At 43.4% G+C, this 21,258-nt stretch carries 15 protein-coding genes and 1 pseudogene; 10 read left to right on the forward strand and 6 right to left on the reverse strand.

Annotated elements, in window-relative coordinates:
- Positions 1-72: 72 nt before the first annotated feature.
- Positions 73-885: pseudogene (locus G500_RS23035) on the forward strand (Rossmann-like and DUF2520 domain-containing protein); the annotation flags it as partial.
- A 210-nt stretch (positions 886-1,095) separates the two neighbouring features.
- The gene (locus G500_RS23040) at positions 1,096-1,473 is read left to right on the forward strand and encodes a hypothetical protein (RefSeq protein WP_154657098.1); all 378 of its coding nucleotides are present in this window, start codon (positions 1,096-1,098) and stop codon (positions 1,471-1,473) included.
- 171 nt (positions 1,474-1,644) lie between these two features.
- Here G500_RS23040 and G500_RS25685 read toward each other — a convergent pair whose 3' ends face one another.
- Complete coding sequence (locus G500_RS25685; RefSeq protein ID WP_154657099.1) at positions 1,645-1,797, reverse strand: hypothetical protein; 153 nt, start codon at positions 1,795-1,797, stop codon at positions 1,645-1,647.
- Between the two features lie 144 nt (positions 1,798-1,941).
- Between G500_RS25685 and gldJ the strand changes: the two genes are divergently transcribed.
- Positions 1,942-3,156, forward strand: coding sequence for a gliding motility lipoprotein GldJ (gldJ, locus tag G500_RS0109365; RefSeq protein WP_027002374.1), 1,215 nt, complete (start codon positions 1,942-1,944; stop codon positions 3,154-3,156).
- 211 nt (positions 3,157-3,367) lie between these two features.
- Positions 3,368-4,387, forward strand: coding sequence for a sugar phosphate nucleotidyltransferase (locus G500_RS0109370; protein ID WP_027002375.1), 1,020 nt, complete (start codon positions 3,368-3,370; stop codon positions 4,385-4,387).
- Here the strand turns inward: G500_RS0109370 and G500_RS25690 are convergent.
- Positions 4,371-4,571 carry a hypothetical protein gene (locus G500_RS25690; protein ID WP_154657100.1) on the reverse strand — a complete coding sequence of 67 codons (201 nt, stop codon included), beginning with the start codon at positions 4,569-4,571 and terminating at the stop codon, positions 4,371-4,373. The genes G500_RS0109370 and G500_RS25690 overlap by 17 nt on opposite strands.
- Between G500_RS25690 and G500_RS0109380 the strand changes: the two genes are divergently transcribed.
- From G500_RS0109380 to G500_RS0109405, 6 genes are all read left to right on the forward strand, one after another.
- Positions 4,548-6,356: a tetratricopeptide repeat protein gene (locus G500_RS0109380; protein ID WP_027002376.1), complete on the forward strand. Its 1,809-nt coding sequence runs from the start codon at positions 4,548-4,550 to the stop codon at positions 6,354-6,356. The two genes, G500_RS25690 and G500_RS0109380, sit on opposite strands and share 24 nt — an antisense overlap.
- A 210-nt stretch (positions 6,357-6,566) precedes the next feature.
- Positions 6,567-8,651 (forward strand): tetratricopeptide repeat-containing sensor histidine kinase, encoded by a 2,085-nt coding sequence (locus G500_RS0109385; RefSeq protein WP_161626111.1) that lies wholly within the window; start codon positions 6,567-6,569, stop codon positions 8,649-8,651.
- A 78-nt stretch (positions 8,652-8,729) separates the two neighbouring features.
- A complete protein-coding gene (locus G500_RS0109390) occupies positions 8,730-9,620 on the forward strand; it encodes a DMT family transporter (protein ID WP_211220149.1) in 891 nt (296 codons plus the stop codon).
- Positions 9,621-9,993: 373 nt separating this feature from the next.
- Positions 9,994-11,787 carry a 30S ribosomal protein S1 gene (rpsA, locus tag G500_RS0109395; protein ID WP_027002379.1) on the forward strand — a complete coding sequence of 598 codons (1,794 nt, stop codon included), beginning with the start codon at positions 9,994-9,996 and terminating at the stop codon, positions 11,785-11,787.
- Between the two features lie 114 nt (positions 11,788-11,901).
- Positions 11,902-12,522 (forward strand): hypothetical protein, encoded by a 621-nt coding sequence (locus tag G500_RS0109400; protein ID WP_154657102.1) that lies wholly within the window; start codon positions 11,902-11,904, stop codon positions 12,520-12,522.
- Between the two features lie 59 nt (positions 12,523-12,581).
- The gene (locus G500_RS0109405; protein WP_027002381.1) at positions 12,582-13,346 is read left to right on the forward strand and encodes a queuosine precursor transporter; all 765 of its coding nucleotides are present in this window, start codon (positions 12,582-12,584) and stop codon (positions 13,344-13,346) included.
- A gap of 48 nt (positions 13,347-13,394) precedes the next feature.
- Here G500_RS0109405 and G500_RS0109410 read toward each other — a convergent pair whose 3' ends face one another.
- The 4 genes from G500_RS0109410 to gldF all read right to left on the reverse strand — a co-directional run bounded on the left by G500_RS0109410 (position 13,395) and on the right by gldF (position 21,214).
- Complete coding sequence (locus tag G500_RS0109410; protein ID WP_027002382.1) at positions 13,395-14,321, reverse strand: DUF72 domain-containing protein; 927 nt, start codon at positions 14,319-14,321, stop codon at positions 13,395-13,397.
- A gap of 153 nt (positions 14,322-14,474) precedes the next feature.
- Positions 14,475-18,086 (reverse strand): PAS domain S-box protein, encoded by a 3,612-nt coding sequence (locus G500_RS0109415; RefSeq protein WP_161626112.1) that lies wholly within the window; start codon positions 18,084-18,086, stop codon positions 14,475-14,477.
- 168 nt (positions 18,087-18,254) lie between these two features.
- The gene (locus G500_RS25010) at positions 18,255-20,117 is read right to left on the reverse strand and encodes a GAF domain-containing protein (RefSeq protein WP_027002384.1); all 1,863 of its coding nucleotides are present in this window, start codon (positions 20,115-20,117) and stop codon (positions 18,255-18,257) included.
- 368 nt (positions 20,118-20,485) lie between these two features.
- Positions 20,486-21,214 carry a gliding motility-associated ABC transporter permease subunit GldF gene (gldF, locus tag G500_RS0109435; protein ID WP_027002385.1) on the reverse strand — a complete coding sequence of 243 codons (729 nt, stop codon included), beginning with the start codon at positions 21,212-21,214 and terminating at the stop codon, positions 20,486-20,488.
- Between the last annotated feature and the right edge of the window lie 44 nt (positions 21,215-21,258).

Consider the following 21,258-nt stretch of genomic DNA (forward strand, 5'->3'; position numbering starts at 1 on the left):
TGTAGAAAATATTGGCTTGGCTATCCAAAACCTCGCCGACGGGCAACGCCCTCGGCGACGGTTAAAAAAAAGTTTATGCTTGAAATACAAAAAATTGTCCTTATTGGTTCGGGCAGAGTTGCCACTCACTTAGCACAGGCTTTCAAGCATTTGTCGCTTGAAATAAGTTGTGTTTATAGCCGCACGCTTGCGCATGCCGAAAAATTGGCGGCGAAAGTAGGCGCAAAGACACAAAACCATACGGATTTTTCGAAGGAAGAAGCCGACTTATTTATCTTGGCGGTCAGCGATTCGGCGGTAGCCACTATCCTACCCCAACTCCAACTGCCTGCGGGAGCTTCTCTTGTGCATACTTCGGGTGCGATGTCGCTTTCGGTCTTGGAAGGTTTAGAGCCAAAGGTAAGAATCGGCGTTTTCTATCCGCTGCAAACATTTAGTTTTGAAAAAGAAGTAAATTGGCAACAGATACCGCTTGGGGTAGAAGCCAAAGACGAAACTTTATTGCAGGCACTCTTGGCGTTGGGCAAAAAACTAAGCCCCCAAACGCTTGCCCTCAATAGTGCGGCACGCGCCAAACTGCATGTAGCGGCTGTCTTTGCTTGTAATTTTGTCAATCACTGTTGGGCGATTAGTGCGCAAATTTTGGAAAAAGAGGGACTCGACTTCCAACTCTTGCAGCCGCTTATTGCGGAAACCACAGAAAAAGCCTTCGTACTTTCGCCTTTTGCTGCCCAAACGGGTCCCGCCCTACGGCGCGATACAACGACCTTAGACCAGCACCTTGCCTATTTGCAGAGCCACCTGCCCCCTCACTACGGCGAACTTTATCGCCAAATGACGCAAAGTATTCAAATCTTGTATGATATTGCACCTACAAACACATAGCAAGCCGTTTTTTTTATCACCTCAAAAAATAAGACCCTCATTTTCAAACACTTACAAAAAAAGTTACTCCCCTTTTCACTTTGAATCCCAAAAAAGACCTTGTTATTTTTGAAGCGAAAAGCGAAAAAATCGACACAAGTTCGAAAAAAAGGGTACAAAAGTACAAAAAAAATAGAAGCCTAAGCCAAAAATCCAAAAAAAAGAAATTTTTTGAGTTTTTTTTGGAAAAAGATGCTTGTGTTTGAGATTTTTGTCGTAATCTTGCATTGTTTTTCAAAGGCTTCAAACTCAAAGCCTTTCCAAACAAACACTTTGCTTTTACTCACTCTGTACATTCATTTCAAAAAAGAAAACACGATGAAATTCACTAAATTATTCGCTACTGCTTTATTGCTTGCAACTTTCACTTTTGCTTGTGGTGGTAAAAAGGCTGAAGAAACTACTACTGACCCTGCTACTACCGAGCAAACTGCACCTGAGCAAACTACAGAAGCTGCTCCTGCTGACAACGCTGCTGAAAACACAGCAACTGAAGCTGCTCCTGTTGATTCTGCTGCTACTAGCACAGAAGCTGCTCCTGCTAAGTAATTTTAAAGCCTAAGCCCTTTTTATGCAAACCTGCAAAAGGCTTAGTCGGTAGTGCAACTAATTTCAGAACCTACTCTTTATGCCTTCTCCTCTTTTGTAAAAGGCGCGAAAAGAGTAGGTTTCTTTTTGTAAAGGTTGCCCCAAAAAGGCAGGGTTGGAAGCCGCTTTTTTTTAGATAATTTTAGCATAATTCGCCACGCCTACACAATAAAAGCCAACTTCCTGCATTATTAAAAGTAGGTAGCCCACTGCGCCCAAGTGGGTAGAAAGGGCAAAACAAACTGCCACAAACCCAAAAATCTGGAACAAGAATCCAGAAAACATTATCGGGCAAACCCGCTCCGACAACGAAAGCAGGCTTCGCCTATCCCTTTTGCCGCTTTCTTGTCTAATCTGATTTTGCTTTTCAAATTCTATACAATAGCCAATTTTGAGCCTCTTCAAGACATCTCTAAATCAACGCAAAATATGTTAAGAATAAAATCCTATTACGCTGCACTCCTTTTGCTCTCTTTGGGGCTTCTCTTCGGAGGCTGCCAGAAAAGCCCACCTACAAGTACAAAGCCGGGTAAGAAAAGTACCACCACAGGCATGGCTTTCGGTAAAAAACGTCCTAATGGCGAAGATGGCGGATTTGCGATGGAAAAATTCAAGGGACAACCCGAAGGACCGAACTTAGTATTCATAGAAGGGGGTCGTCACGTGATGGGTACTTTTGAAGAAAACATCGAAATGACCGCCGCCGACAACTTAGAGCGCACCATTACCATTGCCTCTTTCTACATGGACGAAACCGAAGTAGCCAACGTGCATTGGTTGGAATACCTCCACTACCTCAAAGCCGACTCTTCGGAAGAAATTTATCAGGCTGCCCTACCTGACACTACCGTTTGGGCTGCCGAGCTTGCCTTCAACGACCCTTACGTAGACCATTATTTGCGCTACCCCGGTTTCCGCTATTTCCCTGTCGTAGGTATTTCTTGGAAGCAGGCAAATGACTTTGCGACTTGGCGTACTACCGTTGTCAATAACAATTTAGCCATCAAAGACGGCAAAAAAGAAATCAAAGACAAAGCAAAAGCAGGCGAGCGTATCCCACTTGAATCGGGTGTAGTATTGCCCGGCTATCGCCTCCCTACCGAAGCGGAATGGGAATATGCTGCAAAAGGACTTATCGGCACGCAGTACATAGACGAAATGCAAGACTATGCGCGTCTTTATCCTTGGGACGGTCATTCTTTGCGTAACCCTTACGGAAAACTGATGGGTACGATGATGGCAAACTACAAGCGTGGCAGAGGCGACTATGCAGGTATCGCAGGGCGTTTGAATGATACCGCTATGATTACCGACTGGATTTATGCCAATCCCCCTAACGACTTTGGTCTTTACAATATGGCGGGCAACGTCAATGAATGGGTCTATGACCTCTTCCGCCCGATGTCTTTTGAAGACGTAGAAGATTTAAACCCAATTCGTAGGAATGAATACATTGACCAAGTGAAGATGTATGACCCCGAAGAAACCCTTATCACAAACCGCTCGCGCATCTTCAAAGGTGGTTCGTGGAAAGATGTTGCCTACTGGCTAACACCCGGTACGCGCCGTTTCATAGACGAGGACTCTTCTACTTCGCATATCGGCTTCCGTTGTGCCATGATTCGCGCAGGTACAAACAAATAAGCAATCCCAATTTTTATACAAAAAGCAGTCGGACAAGGTTGTCCGACTGCTTTTTTTGTAGCGGGTTATTTTTTAGATTTGGGCTTTTACCGAAAAAGTGCTAATTTGTCCTCTCTTTTCACCGAATCGCCTTCAAAGGGAGGCAGAGAAAAGACCGACGTGCCTTTTCTTGACGTTCATTCCCACCATACCCATCACCACCATACCCATCATGAGAGTCATTATTCCGATGGCAGGCAGAGGGACTCGTTTGCGCCCTCATACGCTTACCATACCCAAGCCGCTGATGCCTATTGCAGGCAAACCGATAGTACAAAGGCTGGTAGAAGACATTGCTAAAATGTGCCAAGAACCCATCGAGGAGATAGCCTTTATTATTGGCGACTTCGGTGCGGAGGTAGAAAAAGAACTTCTAACGATTGCAGAAAAAGTAGGCAGCAAGGGTAGGATTTTTTACCAAGAAAAAGCCTTAGGTACAGCGCATGCGATTTACTGTGCCGCCGAATCGCTAACGGGGCGTGTGGTCATTGCCTTTGCCGACACGCTTTTTCGCGCCAACTTTTCACTCAATCTTAGCCAAGAACAAGATGGTGCTATTTGGGTGCAAGCCGTAGAAGAGCCGTCTGCATACGGGGTAGTCAAGCTCAATGCACAAAACCAGATAACAGATTTTATAGAAAAACCCAAGACCTTTGTATCTGATTTAGCCATTATCGGCATTTATTATTTCAAAGATGGCGCACGTTTGAAAAAGGAAATTGCGCATATTTTAGAAAACGACATCAAAGACAAAGGCGAATACCAACTCACTACCGCCTTAGAGAATTTGCGACAAGCAGGGCATATTTTTATACCTGCCCAAGTAGAAGAATGGCTCGATTGTGGCAATAAGGCAGCACTTGTTTATGCCAACCAACGCTATTTGAGCTATCTTACACAGGACAAAACAGAAGGACTCGTTGCGGATTCTGCCCAAATAGAAAATTCTACCCTTGCGCCACAAGTTTTTATCGGGGAAAATGTGCGAATTAGCAACAGCGTTATCGGGAATTACGTTTCGATAGGAAGTGGCTCGGTGATAGAAAATGCCGTCATACACAATTCTATTATACAGCAAGAGGCGCAGGTAAGCCACTTAGTCTTAGAAAACGCCCTTATCGGCAACCACACCAAAGTCTGTGGTAGCCCCAAGGATTTGAGTTTAGGCGATTTTTCTACCCTTGCGCTCTAAATCGCAATTTCCGCCTTTGTGCCAAATTGCTACTTTCCGCCTCTGCCTTTGAAACGCCGTAGGCTTTGCCTTCTGTCAGATTGCCTTTCAGATAAAAGCCTATGCGTTTTGAAAGATACCCCGAAAGCAGCGGCTTCACCCTTATTTTCAACTTAGTGCCATGGATAGCGACCGAACCTCTCACCTTCTTTCTCTTTTTTTTATCACGCCTCAAAATAAGCGCGTCTTCTTCGCACTTCTGCCACTAACTTTTATCGGATTCTTTTTTCCGCTTTCACTATCGGCACAGGGGCAGGAAGCCGATACCATTAGTCAGGAGCAATTCATGAGCCTCAACGAGCGATTGGAATATTCCTCCTCGCTGGTCTTTTTTGATGGCATGAAGGCATTTATTTTAGAAGAATACGACAAGGCTGCCAAAAAATTTGCCGAAACGTTGCGCTATAGCCCACAAAATGATGCTGCCCATTACCTATTGGCACAGTGTTATGCAAATAAGGGCGAATTTTCAAATGCCCTGCCGCATGCCCGCCAAGCGACCCTTTTAGACGAAAACAACCCCTACTATTTTGCTTTCTTGGCGGCGATTGCACAAGAATTATATCTTTTCGAGGAAGCAGAAAGGTGTTACAAAAAAATATTGGACATCGCACCCAAATTAAGTGAGGATTATTATTTTGAATTAGTAACCCTTTATTTAGACCAAAATCAATATAAAAATGCCTTAGATATTCTAAACCTTTTAGAAAGCCGTTTGGGTATCCATGAGCGTGCCATTTCCCAAAAGCAGTTGTTGTATTTCAATTTGGGCAAAACAGAAGCCGCCTTTGCAGAAGGCGAAAAATTGGTAGAGGCGTTTCCCAACGAACCGCGCTATCAGTTGGCACAAATCGAGCTTTTGCTTAGAAGCCGTCAATTAGAAAAGGCAAAAGTTTATTTGGCACAATTTGACAAGGATTTTCCCAATAATGGCGAGGCACACTATTTGCGCACCAAAATATACGGCGCACAAGGCGACGAGGCAGGCGAACTAACAGCCCTTGCCGCCCTTATCGAGGCAGACGACCTGCCTGTGGAGGAGAAAGTAAATTTGCTTATCGAAAAATTTAGGAATCAGCCCAAATCGGAAAAAGGGCTTGCTTTGGCGGCAAGTTTGGCGGCTCAATATCCGCAGGCAGCCCCTGCACAGGCAGTTTATGGCGATTTTCTCTTTCAGGCAAACCAATGGGAAGAGTCCCGACAAGCCTACCTTAGAGCCTTAGAAAACAACCCCGATAATTACACCATCTGGGAGCGCGTCATAGATTTGGCTTTTCGTGAAAAAAACTACCAACAGGCACAACTGCATTGCGAAGAAGCCCTTAGCTATTTTCCCAATCAGCCCCAACTTTGGTATTTTCAAGCCCTTGCCTTCTACCAACAAAAACAGCCGCAGGAGGCTCTCGAATCGCTTGCCCAAGCCGAGCGTCTTACTTTTGAAGATAAGATTTTATTGAGCCGTGTGCAAACGCAAAAAGCAGATATTCTTTATCAAATGCAAGACTATGCGCAAGCCTTTCAGGTCTATGAAAAGGCTTTGAACCTACATAGCACCAACTATGCGGCTTTGAATAATTATAGTTATTATCTGGCTTTGCAAAAAACAAACCTCAAACGCGCCAAAGAACTCTCCTCGCGCCTTGTAGAGCTATTTCCACAAGAGGCGACCTATTTGGATACCCATGCTTGGGTCTTATACACGCTGGGCGAATATCAGGCAGCACTGCCTTTCTTGGAAAAAGCAGCCTTACAGAACCCTTCGCCCGACATTTTAGAACATTACGGCGATTTGCTCTATCAGTTGGATAGAAAAGAAGAGGCAATTTTGCAATGGAAAAAAGCAAAAGAGGCTTTGGAAAAAGACCCCAAAAACACTAAAAATAGTGCAGGTTTAGATAAAAAATTAGCCGAAGGAAAGCTCGTCGAGTAATATTTGCCTTTGGACTTGTCTTGTTTTTTGCTTACCTTTACCTTTTTGAAGGCTACCACCTATATCAATTCACCTATGCAGGGCTTCAAAGTTGAACAAAATAACACAACTGTTTTTCTTAAAAAAAGAAAAAAAAGAACGCCCTTTTTATTTTCGTACCTTGTATTTTTTTTAGTTTTTTTTAGCTTTTTTGGAAAAGTAGGTTCAGGATTGCTTTATGGACAACCTTCGGGACAGACCCAAATAGACAAAACAGAGGCAACACTTCTCGATACTTTAAGTCTGATTTGGAACAGTTCGCACCCTTCCTATAAAAGTGATAGTTTGAAATATAAAAAATCCTTGTTTTTTTTAGAAAAAAATAATATTATTTATTCAACTAAGGTAGTAGAATTTGCACAAAAAACGCTTTATGTAGCCGAAAAAATAGGAACACAAGACGAGCAGGAACGCCTTACCCTGATTTTAGCACAAATTTACATTCAAAACAACGAACCCTATCGCGCCCTGCGAATTTTGCAAGAGTTTAGGATACACCATTATAGCAGCGAAAAAAAAGAACTTTCCAAAGGCATTGCCCTTTGGCTGGCACGCGCCTATAAAGAGGTTTTGCAGCCGCGTCGTGCCATAGAAAATTACGGCGTTTTCTTACATCAAAGTACGGAGCAAGATTCTCTGTATCCTATTGTTTGTCAGGAAATTGCTTTATTATATCGCCAAATCAATAAGCCAATAGATGCAACAATTCACCTTAAAAATGCCCTTTATGCCGTCAAGCGACAAAAATTAGAAAAAGAGGTAGTCAAAATCTTTACCGAGATTGGGCGGCTCAAAATAGACCAACAAAAGTATGATAGCGCACTTTTTTACTACCTTGAAGCCGAAAAACAAAGCCTGAACCTACCTCATAAACCTTTTTTGGCTGCCATTCGAAAAGAAATAGCCCAGACTTATTTCGCACTCGAAGAAATGCAGGCGGCAGAAAGTTATGTCCAGCAGGCTTTGGCGAGCAACGAGCAGGAGGCGATTTTGAAAGGCGAACTTTGGCTACTTTTGGCACAAATCTTACATAAAGAAAAAAACACAGCGCAAGCCTTTCTCTACAAAGAAAAGGCAGTAGAGGAGGCAGAAAAACATCATAACTTGCGCCTTCTTTTGCGTAGCATAGAGTTGGAGTTGGCTTTGTGGGAAGCCGAAGGGGAAAAGGATAAAGAAGTTGAAACTTATAAAAAGTACGTTTTTTTAAAAGATTCCCTACACAAAATAGAAACTTCTTACCAAAAATTAGGCTTAGAACAAGCCTTTGAATATGAACAAAACCAACAAAATTTGGCAAAAGAAAACGAAACACAAAGGCTGCAAAACGAAAAACAAGCCGAAGAACTTTTGCAGGCAGCCCATACGCGCAATCTTTTGCTACTCCTGACGGCGTTTTTTATCATTATTGGCGTTTTTTGGTACAATCGTTATCGACACGATAAAAAGGCGCAGTTTATTTTAAAGAAAAAAAATGACCAAATTAGAAGTAATTATGAGCAGGTGAAACGCCTCAATGAAAAGTTGGCAGATTCGGAAGCAACTTTGGCACGCCTGAATGAAACTAAGGACAAGTTTTTTTCTATTATCGCCCATGATTTAAAAAGTCCGCTCAACTCTTTAAAGGGTTTTTCGCATCTGCTCACTACCTTTGGCGCACAACTTTCTACGGAAGAAATCCAAAAAATAGCGCATGACCAGCAAAAAACGATTGAGCATTTATACAATTTTTTAGATAATCTACTGACTTGGTCGCGCTCACAGATGAGTGTTTTGGAATTTAAGCCTCAACTTTTGTATCTAAAACAAGAAGTAGAAGATGTACTCTTGCTTTTAAAGAAAAATATAGAAGACAAAGCCTTGCACATCGAACTTGATATAGAAGAAGACCGAACTGTTTTGATAGATAAAAACGCCCTTTCTACGATTTTGCGCAATCTGATTAGCAATGCGATAAAGTTTTCTTTTACGGCAAGTAGCATCAAAATATACGCCCAAGCAGAGGGCGCACGTGTGCATGTGTTCATTTCTGACCAAGGCGTGGGCATGCCTGCCTCCGTTGCGGAAAAACTGTTTAGTTTGGGCAACAAGCACAGCACCAAAGGGACGGCAGGAGAAAAAGGAACAGGCTTAGGGCTGGTGATTGTGAAAGATTTTGTGGAGCAAAATCAGGGCGAAATTAGCTTAGAAAGCATTGAAAATCAGGGAACTACGTTTAAAATTTCTTTCCCTGCTTCGGATACGCCGCAAAATAATTAAGCCGCAAACTAAAAAATGACTAACTTTGCAGGCTTTTAAAATTTGCTTCCCTTTTCCTACGATTTACGTTTTGAAGATATGCTACCCTTTATACTCTGGATTGCACTTACAGCAGGATTGTTTGTAATATTTCAATATTTCACACGCTATCAGGTAAAAGTCTTTGAGGCAATCGTGGTTAATTATTGGGTCTGTGTGATTGTAGGAACAATTTTTATGCAGTTGGGCGTGATGGAAGTATCTGATATTAGTCAGAATCCAAACTTTATCAAACTTCTCCTAACGGCTTCGGGCATGGGCGTGCTTTTCATCAGCGGCTTCTACCTAACGGCTTTGGCGACGCAAAAGGCAGGCGTTTCGGCGGCATCTCTGGCAAGTCGTATCTCTTTTGCCATACCTTTATTGGCAGGTTATTTTATACTAAACAAAGAAATAAGTTTTAGTTTTTTAAATATTATAGGTCTTTTTCTGGCTTTTATTTCCGTTTTATTGAGTAGTTACAAACCCTCCCAAAAAGAGCGACAAAATGCCCTTTTGCCTTTTATCGTTTTTTTGATGACAGGCACGATAGACACGATTTTTAATACAGCAAGCGAACTTTGGTTGCAGGCAGGTGAAGAATCTATTTTTACGACGATGGTCTTTGGCTCGGCGGCTATTTTGGGTACAATTTTCCTACTTTTTCAAAAAATAAGGCAGAAAGAGAAATTAGCCACTAAAAACATCAAGGCAGGCATTGTACTGGGCGTTCCCAACTTTTTTTCAGTCTTGCTTTTATTGGTAGTCTTGCGGATTTTCGACAACAATGGCGCACTTGTCTTTCCGATTTTCAATATCAGCGTTATCGTTTCGGCGACGCTGCTTTCTATTATTCTTTTTAGCGAAAAACTTTTTTGGTGGAATAAAGTAGGAGTCGTGGCGGCAGTGGTGGCAGTGGTCTTGATTTCGTATCAGAATTGGGCAATTTAGAGCGGTGAAATGAAGTGCTGCGAAAGGTCTTGTTTTGCAAAATTAGAAACGAAATAAAATTTGGGCTGAATCCTATTTTTGGGTCTGAAAGCCCTTTTTTATTTCAATCTCACAGCGGACAAGGCAGTACCTTGTCCCTACATTTGCACCGAACTTTCAGAACATAACATTGCTACAATTTAGAGCGGTTTTGCCAGAAGAAAAAAGTCGTTAAATTTCTCTTTTTCAAAGATTTTGCCTACCTTTGCAGGCACGTTTTTACCTTATTTCCAAATTTTAATTTTCACCCCTCTTGCAAGGCAGAAAAGAGTTTTGGCTCGGCTCTATTTTGCAAGACAGGCATAGCAAGCCTGAAAATAATTGTTTTAATTACATGATAGAAAATAACACTGCGGGTAACGTCAATTGGGACGAACTTGATAACAAACAATCGCTTTCCAACTCACAGTTGAGCGAATTGGTAGAGATGTACGAAAGCACGATGCGCGAAATCTCTGAAAATGAGGTTTTGAAAGGCAAAGTGGTAGGCATCACCGACCGCGAAGTCTTGGTTAATGTAGGCTTCAAATCTGACGGTGTCGTCTCTATTTCTGAATTTCGCGATTTGCCCGAACTGAAAGTAGGCGACGAAGTAGATGTGTACATCGAGCAACAAGAAGACGCAAACGGACAGATTATCCTTTCACGCAAAAAAGCGATGGCTGTAAGCGCGTGGAAATCTATTGACGAGGCGTTTAAAAATGATACCATCATCGAAGGCGTTATCAAGCGTCGTACCAAAGGCGGTCTTATCGCAGATGTATTTGGCATTGAAGCCTTCCTTCCCGGTTCGCAGATTGATGTGAAACCGATTCGCGACTTCGACATCTATGTAGGCAAAAAGATGGAATTGAAAGTCGTCAAGATAAACTATGCCAACGACAACGTAGTTGTTTCGCATAAAGTCTTGATTGAAAAAGACTTAGAAGCGCAGCGTCAGCAAATCCTCAACAACTTAGAAAAAGGACAAGTTTTAGAGGGCGTGGTGAAAAATATCACACACTTCGGCGTGTTCGTAGATTTGGGTGGCGTAGATGGCTTATTGCACATCACCGACATCTCTTGGGGCAGAATTACACACCCAAGCGAAGTTTTGGAATTAGACCAAAAAGTCAATATTGTAGTTTTAGACTTCGACGAAGACAAGAAGCGTATCTCTTTGGGTATGAAGCAATTACAGCCACACCCATGGGATTCTCTCGATGCTGCCATTCAAGTAGGCTCGCGTGTTATGGGTAGAATTGTAAATGTAGCCGATTACGGCGCATTTTTAGAAATTAAGCCCGGCGTGGAAGGTTTGATTCACGTTTCGGAAATGTCGTGGTCGCAGCATTTGCGCAACCCACAGGAGTTCTTGCAAATTGGCGATGAAATTCAGGCAGAGGTCTTGACCATCGACCGCGAAGAGCGCAAGATGTCTTTGGGTATCAAACAACTTACCGAAGACCCTTGGACAAACACCGAAGTACACCAGAAATATGCCGCCAATACGCGCCATAAAGGTATCGTTCGCAATCTAACCAACTACGGTTTGTTCTTAGAATTGCAAGAAGGAATTGACGGTTTGGTACATATCTCCGACCTCTCTTGGACAAAGAAAATCAAAGACCCTAAGGAATTTGTCAAGATTGGCGAAGAATTAGAAGTCGTTGTCTTAGAACTCGACATCGAGCAGCGTCGTTTAGCCTTAGGACACAAGCAATTAGAAGAAAACCCTTGGGATACTTTCGCTACTATCTTTGTGCCTAATTCTGTGCATCAGGGTACGGTAGTGAATAAGACCGACAAAGGTACTTCTATCGAATTAGCTTACGGCGTACAAGGCTTTGCTTCTACTAAATATTTGGTACGCGAAGACGGCTCAAAAATTGAATTAGGCGAAACTGCCGACTTCAAAGTGGTAGAGTTTTCTAAGGAAGAGCAGCGAATCGTTCTCTCTCACGTTGCTACTTACCGCAGCGGCGATGCCAGCAAAGGCAAGCGCAAGAAAGAAGACGGTTCAGACGAAGAGTTTGACGGCGAAGAGGCAAAAACTTCTATCAAAGACGTAGAAGCGACTACTTCTTTGGCAGATAATGATGCCCTTTCACAACTAAAAGAAGATATGAAAGACAACAACAAGCAATAATTTTGCTTCCTTGCTCTTTCTCCAAAAAGCGATACAGGTAGAGCTGTATCGCTTTTTTCATTACCCAAAAGCAGTTTGAATCTTCCGATTTTAAAACCTTTCCCCCTTTTAGATATGTCTTTCAATCTCACACATTTTGCCTTGCGCTCGGTCAAGTGCCTATCCTTTCTCCTTCTTTTGGGAGCTTGTCAGATGCAGGAATCAGTGGAAAAGACGCAACTGGCTGGTTCATCTTTCGAAACGGGTGTTTTTAGTTCTTCTTTTTTTACAGATTCTTTGCAAAATATCCTATCCCAACAAACACCCAAAGTAGAAAAACGCATCTTGCAATTCCATCAGAACGCCGCCGCGCCTATTAAAGAGGAACAAAAAATTCTCACTTTTTCAGATAAAGATTGGCAAAAAGAACTTCTTTTTTTCAAAGAAACCGACATTTCCGCCCCACAAAGGCGCGACAAATACAGCATTGCACATTTCAACGATAGTTTGGTCTATCTTGCCAAAGATGAAAAGTTGGCTATCCGCCGCCTCTGTTTGCAACGCGCAAAGGCAGGAGGTTGGAAAAAAATTACGGTAGAGAAGCGCGAACAAAATAGCCTTTATGCCATCGAGCAGACACTTTCCTTAGAATTTGAGGAGCAGCAACTCAAACGCTATCATATCATAGGCAAAGAAAATGCGTTGGGCAATGAAACACTTTTTTATGAAATTCAGGGTCAGATTTTGAAGCCCTAAACAAAATGCGCCCCTACGTGTTAGGCACTTGAATCGCTTACAAGATTTGAAGCAACAAAATGAACAAACGACAGACCTTATTTTTGCTCTTGGCAAGTTTTTTTCTGACCAACGTCATCTTAGCCGAAATTATCGGCACAAAAATATTCTCTTTGGAGGCGAGCTTAGGTCTTTCGCCCTTTGCCATACAATTCCCCTTTTTTGAACAGCCCCTTGCCTTCAACCTCACCGCAGGCGTGGTCTTGTGGCCCTTTGTCTTTATCACGACTGACCTTATCAACGAATATTTTGGGAAGGCAGGCGTGCGCTACATTTCCTCTTTGGCGGCTCTGCTCATTGTCTATATCTTTGTGATGCTTTGGCTGGTAGCGGGTCTTTCGCCTGCGGAATTTTGGGTGCAAATCAATCAGCCTTTGGATATAAACTTAGCCTTTGAGCGCATCTTCTTGCAAAGTTTGGGCATTATTGTAGGCTCTTTGCTTGCCTTTTTAATCGGACAATTTATAGATGTAAGTATTTTTCAGGGGCTGCGCCGCCTTACGGGTAGTAAAAAAATTTGGCTTCGCGCTACGGGTTCTACTTTGGTTTCACAATTTATCGATAGTTTTGTTGTCCTTTGGGTAGCTTTCTATCTTCTTGGTCAGCCTGCTTGGAGTTTAGAACAGGTCTTGGCAGTGGGCTTGGTCAATTACTGCTACAAATTTGTTATCGCCATTTTGCTAACGCCCTTGCTTTACGTTGCCCATTGGCTCATTGATGCTTATTTGGGAAAAAGCACCGCCGAAGCCCTGATGGAGGAAGCCGCACAAAGTCGCCTTTTTTAGACCCAAAACAAGCTCAAAAATAAGTCCAAAAATAGACCCAAAGATAAGCTAAAAAAGCAAAGGTTTGGCATACAAAGTTGGAACTTTCAAACCCAAACTCTGTAAGTCGGCTTCTTTAAAGATTTTAGAAATAAGGAAATGCGCAAATTCAGGCTCGCGCAAACTATCGGGCTGGTGCAGCCAAAGGTAGGCTTTTTGAAGCCCTTGCTTTTTCCATACTTTTAAGCGTTCAATCCACTGCTGGGCGCGTAAATAATCGGTAGGGTGCAGTCCATTTCCTACCAAACGCAAGACCAAAATGGGCGTAGTCAGGCGCAGCGAAAGCACATCACGCCGCCCCGCCACATCTGTTTGCACCATAGAAACGTTTTCTTTTTCCATCAGGGCAAACATCTTTTCTGCCGTAGGCTCGCCTTCTAAAAACCAAGAGGGGTGGCGAAATTCTATCGCCCACGCAAAGCCTTTTGGGAATTTTTCTATAAAATGCGCCAAAATCTCTGCCTTTTCTACCGAAAAATGAGGCGGCAGTTGTAAAAAAAACAGACCCAAGTGCCGTTCCAAACCGCTAAGACGCTCACAAAAAATATGCGTCAGTTCGCTCGCTTGTGCCAAATTGCGCACATGGCTAATGCCCTTATAAATTTTGGGGCAAAATTCGAAATCAGGATTTGCCTCTGCCGTCTGCTGCCACCGCAAAATGGTAGCCGCCGTCGGTATTTGATAATGCGTAACGTTTAACTCGATGCAATTTAATTGCGTAACATAACTTTTGAGGAAATCTTTTTGCGGCGTTTTGGGTGCATAAAGCGAACCACGCCATGCAAGATTGTTCCACACAGGCGCACCTATGCGTAGGGGCAAATCGGAAAGCGGCTCTCTTTGCGCCAAAACTCGCGCTGTGGCAGAAGGCGTAGGCGGAAGCTGCCAATCGAGGCGATTGAGGTCTTCGAGTTGTGAGATTTTTCCAAACTTCATGTTTTCTTATCTGATTTTGAACAAAATAAAATTTGGCAATACGACCAGCCCCTAAGCCTTTTCGCAATGCTTCGGGTTCAAACCTCACTTCGGACAAGCCCCCTATCCTATCCCTACACTGAAAAAGCATTTTTAGACCCAAACCTTACAATGCTACCCTTCCAAAGGCGAGAGGTAAAAAACAACCTGTCTGATTTCGCCCTCTTCATCTTGCAAAGGGAGCGCATCTACAAGGAACTTGATAAGCGGCGTTTTTTCCTGCTTACTTTTACAAAGTAGAAGGGCTTTCTGGTTTGTTCCGCGCCATAGTTTTTCTGACCATTCGTTCAAATTCAGGTCTGAACCTGCCAAAGGCGTAAAGAGATATTGCCAATCTCTGCCTATCAACTCCTGCTTGCCATAGTTTGTTATTTGTGAAAATACTTCGTTCAAATCACTAATCTTTCCTTTTGCATCAATCGATAAAATGGCAAAGTTTTGTGCTAACTTTTCCAACTCTTGCGCATACTGTTGCGTCTTGATTTTGGTATCGGTGATATCGATGGCTAACTTCATGACGCGCTCAACGCTGCCGTCGCGCCTGATGATGGGAGTATAAGTGGCACTAAGCCACACGAAATCGCCATTTTTATTGAGCCTTTTAAATTCACCACTTTGCGCGATGCCTGCACGAAGCTGCTGCCAAAACTTTTCATATCCTTTGCTTTTCGAATCGGCTTCTTCTAAAAGTAGGCTATGATGCCTGCCAATAAGTTCTGATTTGGGATAGCCGATAATCTTTTCAAAGGACTCATTGAAGTCTAAAATTTTGCCGTCGGGGGCAAAAGAAATGGTAGCCAAAGTGCGGTCTATGGCATTGAGCGAGGCACTTAGCTCCTCCTCTTTTCGCTGCAAAGCCTCTTGGGTCGCCGCCATTTCCTCCATATTTTGGCGAATTTCCTCCTCCTGTGCGCGAAGTTCCTCATTTTGCTGTTGGGCTTGAAAGAGCAGGCGGCTGACTTCGTCTTGCTGTTTTACCTTTTCGGTAATATCAAACCTAACGCCAATGTATTTGACAGGTTTTCCACTTTTGTCCAAAATGGGCGCAATCGTAGTTTCTACCCAATACGTACTGCCATCTTTGGCGCGATTGGCATAAGTGGCTTGGAAAATTTTGCCCGCCTTAATCGTTTCCCACATCTTTTTGAAAACGGCTTTGGGCGTATCAGGGTGTCGCAAAATGCTGTGCGGCTTGCCTACGGCTTCTTCGGGTGTGTATTGCGAAATCTGGGTAAATCTTTCATTTACATAAGTAATTGTACCATACAAATCCGACTCTGTAACAAGGGCAGACTTATCAATAACGCCCTGCCTTGCGGCTAATTCATTTTTAATGGCTTCATTTTGAAGGGCTTGGCGTTCTAATTCCTCTTGGGTCGCCGCCATTTCTTCCAAATTTTGTCGCAATTCTTCTTCTACGGATTGCAATTCTAAAATTTGGTTGTTATTGACAAGTTCGAGGTGCTTGCGCGTGGTGATGTCCTGCGAAAAAGCAATGACTTTGACGACTTTTCCATTTAGGTCGAGGATAGGATTGTAGGAGGCTTGTTCCCAATAATGTTCGCCATTTTTGCCGATACGCTCATATTCGCCTCTGATAGATTCGCCCGTCCGCAATTTTTCCCAAAACTCGACATAGCCATGTCCCTGACTTTCTTGGGCAAGAGCAAAGACTTTATGGTTTTTGCCCAAAATATCAGACACCTGATAGCCCGTAAGTGCGGAAAACTCTTGATTGGCATACAATAAAATGCCTTCTTTGTCATAAAGAGCTAAGGCAGCCGAATTTTCTACGGCTTTCAGTTGTTGCTCGTAATCTAAGGAGCGCGTCTTGACTTCGGTGATGTCTTGTGCTAATTGTAAGATGCTTTCCACCTTTCCCTGCACATCAAACATAGGCGTAAAAGTAGCCGCCAGCCAAATTTCTATGCCATTGCGCCCCAAAAACTTAAATTCGCCCGATTGCGCCTTTCCTGCCGCAAGTTCCTGCCAAAAGGCATTGTACTGCTCGGATTTGCCCTCTTGTAGGGGCATAAAAAGTTGATGGTGCTTGCGCTCAATTTCGGCAAAATCATATCCTACCAACTCTAAAAAGATATTATTTGCCTGCAAAATCAAGCCTTTGGGCGAATAACTCACAGTGGCTAAGGTGCTATTGATAGCCGTTAGCTGCCCTGAAAGTTGTAGCTCCTTTGTTTCCATTTCGCCCTGCACTGCCTTCATCTTTTCCAAAGCTCTTTTGAGTACCTCTTCGCGGTCTTTGAGGTTTTGTGCCAATTTTTGCGACTCGGCTAAAAGTACCTTCGTATGCTCGTTGGTCTGCACATTTTGCAGAGCCACTGCCAAACTTTCACCTAAGCGGACGATAAAATCGCGCTTGTAGTCGGGAATTTCGGCAAAAGAAGCCAATTCGAGAACGCCCAAGACTTTTTCTTGCGTCTTCAAAGGCACAATAAGAAGATGTTGCGGATTTGCCTGCCCCAATCCCGAAGTAATTTGCAAGTATTCGTTGGGAATTTCTTTCAGATAAATGACCTCTTTTTCTACATAGACCTGCCCTAAAAGCCCCTCTCGCAAGCCAATGGTTTTGGTCTGATGTTTTTTTCTATCATACGCCACACACGCCAGAAGCTCAAAATAGCCTGCGGCTTCATCTTCGGGTAGGCGCACAATAAAAAGTCCGCCCTGATTTACCTGCATATAGCTGACCAGATTGAGGATTAAGTCGTCGGCTAATTTCTGTAAATCGTTGTTGTTTTGGCGCAAAATCTCTACAAAACGTGCCAAACCGTCTGCAATCCAGCGGCGTTGGCTTTCCTGCTCGGCAACCTGCTGCATTTGGCTTTGCATGCGCAAGATAGCCTTTTCCAATTCCGTCTGTTGCACAAATTGGCTTTGGTACTGCTGCTCCAAATTGCCCTCTGTTAGGTTTTGGATAAAAAAAGAGGTGCGGCGGACTTCTTCTAATAAGATATTGACCCCTTTTCCAATTTGTCCCAGATTGTTATTTTGTTGGTAGGAAATATTTTTTTCCAAATCGCCTTGTGCCATTTTTCCTACCTGTGTCGCAATTTTTTGAATCGGACTTAAAAAATATTGACGTATTAAAAATATCAAAATCACGACCAATAAAAAACTGCCAATCAAAGAAGCCGAAAGCCCCATCTGAAATTCGCCCTGCGTTTTTGCCAACTCATTTTGAAAAGCTGCCTTTGTGTCCGTTTGGATAAAAAGTAGGCTTTGCGCCAATTTGAGCTGTGCTTCTTCAAAACTCTGCAAGCGATAAGTCTGCAAAAGGCTATCGGTCTGGCTCAAACCGCTCTGTTTGGGCAAGGCTAATAAGCCTTGCAAGGGCAACTGCAAACTTTTCCATTCCTGCCGCGCTGCCTGCAAACTGCGCCAAGTGGAAGGCGGTAGGGCTTGCAAAAGTGCCGCCTCTGCGGATTCGGCATTAGGGTAGAAATGGGCTTCTGCCTTCTGCAAAGCATTTTCAAGCCCACTTGCCTTTTGAGGCGTAGGCACCTGCACAAAGGTCAGGCTTGCATTTTGTAAGCTTTGCAGCTGGACAAGGGCTTGCTGCGCCCAACGCATCTGTGCCTCCCGCGTTTCAAATTCTTTTTGTTTCCAAAAGGTAAAGAGGTAAGCCGAAAAAAGACCCAAGACAAAAATGGCAGTCAATATCAGTTGGAGCGGACGAAGCCCCCAATAGTAAATTTTTTCGCGCATAGTAGGAAACATTTAGTTTGCTCAAAAGGGGAGTGAGTATTTCAGACCGATAAGATAGAAAATACTATGCAGAAAAAAAAGCAAATGCAACCTTATGTGAGAAATTTTGTTTGGCAATGCGTAAGAAAAATAAAATTTTAGCGCAAAAAAATGCGGTAGGGCGTTTTTTTATGATTTGTTTAAATCATTTAGCTGTTTTTCCAAAGCCGCAATACGCGCCTGCGCCTGCGCTTCCTGCTCGTCGTATCGCTTCTTGACACGCTCTAAAAGTGCTTTTTGGGCTTTTAGTTGGGTTTCGGTACGATTTTTCTCTTCCTCTTTGAAAAGCTCGATTTCCTTATTTTTCTCCTCTACCGCTTGTCGTGCTTCTTCTAACTGCTGAACATACGAACGTAATTTCTGCTCGTTTTCTGCTGCCTCGTCGAGCATCTTTTTGATAGCACGCTCTTTGCGCTCCATCTCCTCTTGTGTGGCTTGTAGTTCTTCTAAATTTTGTCGCATTTCCTCTTCTTGTGCGCGTAGGGCTTCTGCCTGCTGCTGTGATTCTTCGAGGAGCTTACGAGTTTTTTCATTGGTTCGCACTGCAATAACTGCCGAAGCCAAACTTTCCATGATTTTTTCTACAAATTCTATTTCGTGTGGCTGCATCTTATGTAAGGTAGCCAATTCTAACACGCCTTCTTTTTGGTTGCCAATGCAAATCGGCACAATGAGCAAAGAATGTGGTTTTGAATCGCCTAACCCCGAAACGATTTCGAGGTGGCTTTCAGGCACTCTATCGATGTAGAGTAGGCGATTTTCACGAAAAGCCTCGCCCAAGATACCCTCTCCTACGGCGATTTGGCGCATTCTATACCGTTTTGTATCGTAGGCATACCAGGCTTTTACTTCTAAGGTATCCTCTTGATAAGGGCTTGCTTTGGGATAATAAATAAAGATGCTCGCTTGTGCAGCCTTCAAATAGGCGACTAATTCTTTTAGGAAAATATCGCAGAGTTCTTCTATATTTTGGGTGCTAATGCGCAGAATTTGTGCAAAACGCGCCTCCCCTGCTATGCCCCAAGAGATTTTGTCTTCCTTTTCAGCGACAATGCGCAAGCTATCGCGCATCTGCATTAGGGCGTTGCCTATCTCCCCTGATTGGTTGAAGGCAGTAAGTTGGGTGTCGTATTTTTCTTCGCCTACCTTTTGGGCAAATTCTTTAATGCTACGTAAGTCTTGATTGGGGTGGTTTGCCGCCATCTCGATGGGCGTGATTTCGTCAGCCTGCTCTATGGGGATAGGGGTAGGAATCGCGCCCTTTGTGTATTCGCGCAGTTGTACTTTAAGCCTTCTTAGGCGCGTGAGAAGGGCATGATTGATTTGATAGGCGACAAAAACACAAGCCACTGCCATGAGCGAAGTCAGGATAGTGGTATAGATATATTTGAGTTGGAAGAGGCTAAAATCGATGGTAGCGCGTGTGCGTGCAATTTCCTGCCTTTGAATGTTGATGATAAGTTCGAGTTCGGCACGCGCGTCGGCGGCAAGCATTTTGAGCTGGTCTATTTGTCGGACACGCTCGTCGCGTACTTCTTCTTTGAGATTGAGGCGTTTTACAAAATAAAGCTGTTCTACGTGTTCTTGTTCCTTTCGCAAACGGTTTGCCTTCGTCTTGACATTGTAGAGAAGCGACACAATGGTTTCATCTTGCCAAGTATTGGTATAATTTCCCAACATATCGAGTGCCTGCTCACACTCTTTCCAAATCGCTTCTCTTTCGGCACGATAGCTTTCCTCGCCTGTGGAAAGATAGACAGCAGTTGCGCTGGTGCTGCTATTGATACAATCCTCTACTACCTTGCAATAATACTGCGTCGGGACGGTATTATTGACGATATGGTGGTAGGGCGTGATAAGTTGTGCCTCGATGTAAAGCAAGTATAGGATAAAAAACGCCAAAGTGAGTACGCCTAAAAAGGTACTGCCCAAGACGATTTTTCCGCGAAAAGTGCGAAGGCTTAGATAAAGCCAAAATGCTGGTTTTGCCATAATGCGGTCGTACTATTAGAAAACCCTCATAGGGGCAATAAGGTTAAATTCTGCAAAAGTCTTTGTCTTGTGAAATTAGAAAAAAAATAAAATTTGGGCTAAGCCCTATTTTTGGGTCTGAAAACCCTTTTTTTTATCTCAATTTCACTTCGGACAAGGCAATGCCTTGCCCTATATTTGCACCTATTTTTTAGAATTTAACGTCACTGCTTATAGGGGGCGGCGAGAAAAGCAAGCGGTTTGAAATCATTTAGGCGAAAAATAATACTTTTCTTTGGTTCTTACAAATTCATTGCCGAAGGAAAAGCATTTTATAGCTTTTTTTTCGATGGTGCGCCTCAAAAGAAGTGTTAAGACCTATGAATGTGCTACCATTTTCTGCTCCTTAGCACTGTGCGCGTGGCGTAGAGCATGACCACAATCAGACTTAGGAAATAGAGCAAGTTGCGCGAATCTATCAGACCTCTGCTAAGGGCGTTGTAGTGAAAATCTATTCCTAATTGGCTAATGGTATAAGCTGCCTGCGACCAAACATTGATTTGAGAGAGCGAAGTAAAGCCTTCATACAAAATAAAGCTCACAAAAACGGCAATGATAAAGGCTACTATTTGATTTTCGGTAATAGAAGACGCAAAAATACCAATAGCCGTAAAAACTGCCGCCAAGCAAAAAAGTCCGATATAAGAACCCATAACGGCAGCGGTATCGATGTTGCCTTTGGGCAGTCCCAACTGATAGACGCTGTAATAGTAGAGCAAAGTAGGCAGCAAAGCCACTACTGCAAGCCCTAAGCATGCTAAATATTTGCCCAAAATAATTTCCCAATCGCTCAAAGGGCGCGTCAGGAGCAATTCCATCGTGCCTGCCCTGCGCTCTTCGGCAAAGGCACGCATCGTAATTGCAGGAATAAGAAAGAGAAAGACATAGGGGGCAAGTGAAAAGAGCGCGTATAAGTCGGCAAAACCATACGCCAAGACGCTCGTCTGTGGAAAGACCCACACAAAAAGCCCCATAGCGGTCAGGAAGATGACCATTACCAAATAGCCTATCAGCGAACTAAGAAAGCTATTCATTTCCTTTTTAAGAATTTGCCACATTGTTTTGAGGATTTTGGTTGTGAGAAAAGGAAAAGGGGGGGTTA

It is taken from the genome of Hugenholtzia roseola DSM 9546, assembly GCF_000422585.1.
GTDB lineage: Bacteria > Bacteroidota > Bacteroidia > Cytophagales > Bernardetiaceae > Hugenholtzia > Hugenholtzia roseola.

Bases quoted from the DNA above. Each gene is read 5' to 3' on its own strand.
- gldF (WP_027002385.1), bottom strand. From the start codon at position 21,214: ATGTGGCAAATTCTTAAAAAGGAAATGAATAGCTTTCTTAGTTCGCTG.
- G500_RS0109390 (WP_211220149.1), top strand. From the start codon at position 8,730: ATGCTACCCTTTATACTCTGGATTGCACTTACAGCAGGATTGTTTGTA.
- G500_RS0109370 (WP_027002375.1), top strand. From the start codon at position 3,368: ATGAGAGTCATTATTCCGATGGCAGGCAGAGGGACTCGTTTGCGCCCT.
- G500_RS0109400 (WP_154657102.1), top strand. From the start codon at position 11,902: ATGTCTTTCAATCTCACACATTTTGCCTTGCGCTCGGTCAAGTGCCTA.
- G500_RS25685 (WP_154657099.1), bottom strand. From the start codon at position 1,797: ATGTTTTCTGGATTCTTGTTCCAGATTTTTGGGTTTGTGGCAGTTTGT.
- G500_RS25010 (WP_027002384.1), bottom strand. From the start codon at position 20,117: ATGGCAAAACCAGCATTTTGGCTTTATCTAAGCCTTCGCACTTTTCGC.
- G500_RS0109405 (WP_027002381.1), top strand. From the start codon at position 12,582: ATGAACAAACGACAGACCTTATTTTTGCTCTTGGCAAGTTTTTTTCTG.
- G500_RS0109410 (WP_027002382.1), bottom strand. From the start codon at position 14,321: ATGAAGTTTGGAAAAATCTCACAACTCGAAGACCTCAATCGCCTCGAT.
- rpsA (WP_027002379.1), top strand. From the start codon at position 9,994: ATGATAGAAAATAACACTGCGGGTAACGTCAATTGGGACGAACTTGAT.
- G500_RS0109380 (WP_027002376.1), top strand. From the start codon at position 4,548: ATGGATAGCGACCGAACCTCTCACCTTCTTTCTCTTTTTTTTATCACG.
- G500_RS0109415 (WP_161626112.1), bottom strand. From the start codon at position 18,086: ATGCGCGAAAAAATTTACTATTGGGGGCTTCGTCCGCTCCAACTGATA.
- gldJ (WP_027002374.1), top strand. From the start codon at position 1,942: ATGTTAAGAATAAAATCCTATTACGCTGCACTCCTTTTGCTCTCTTTG.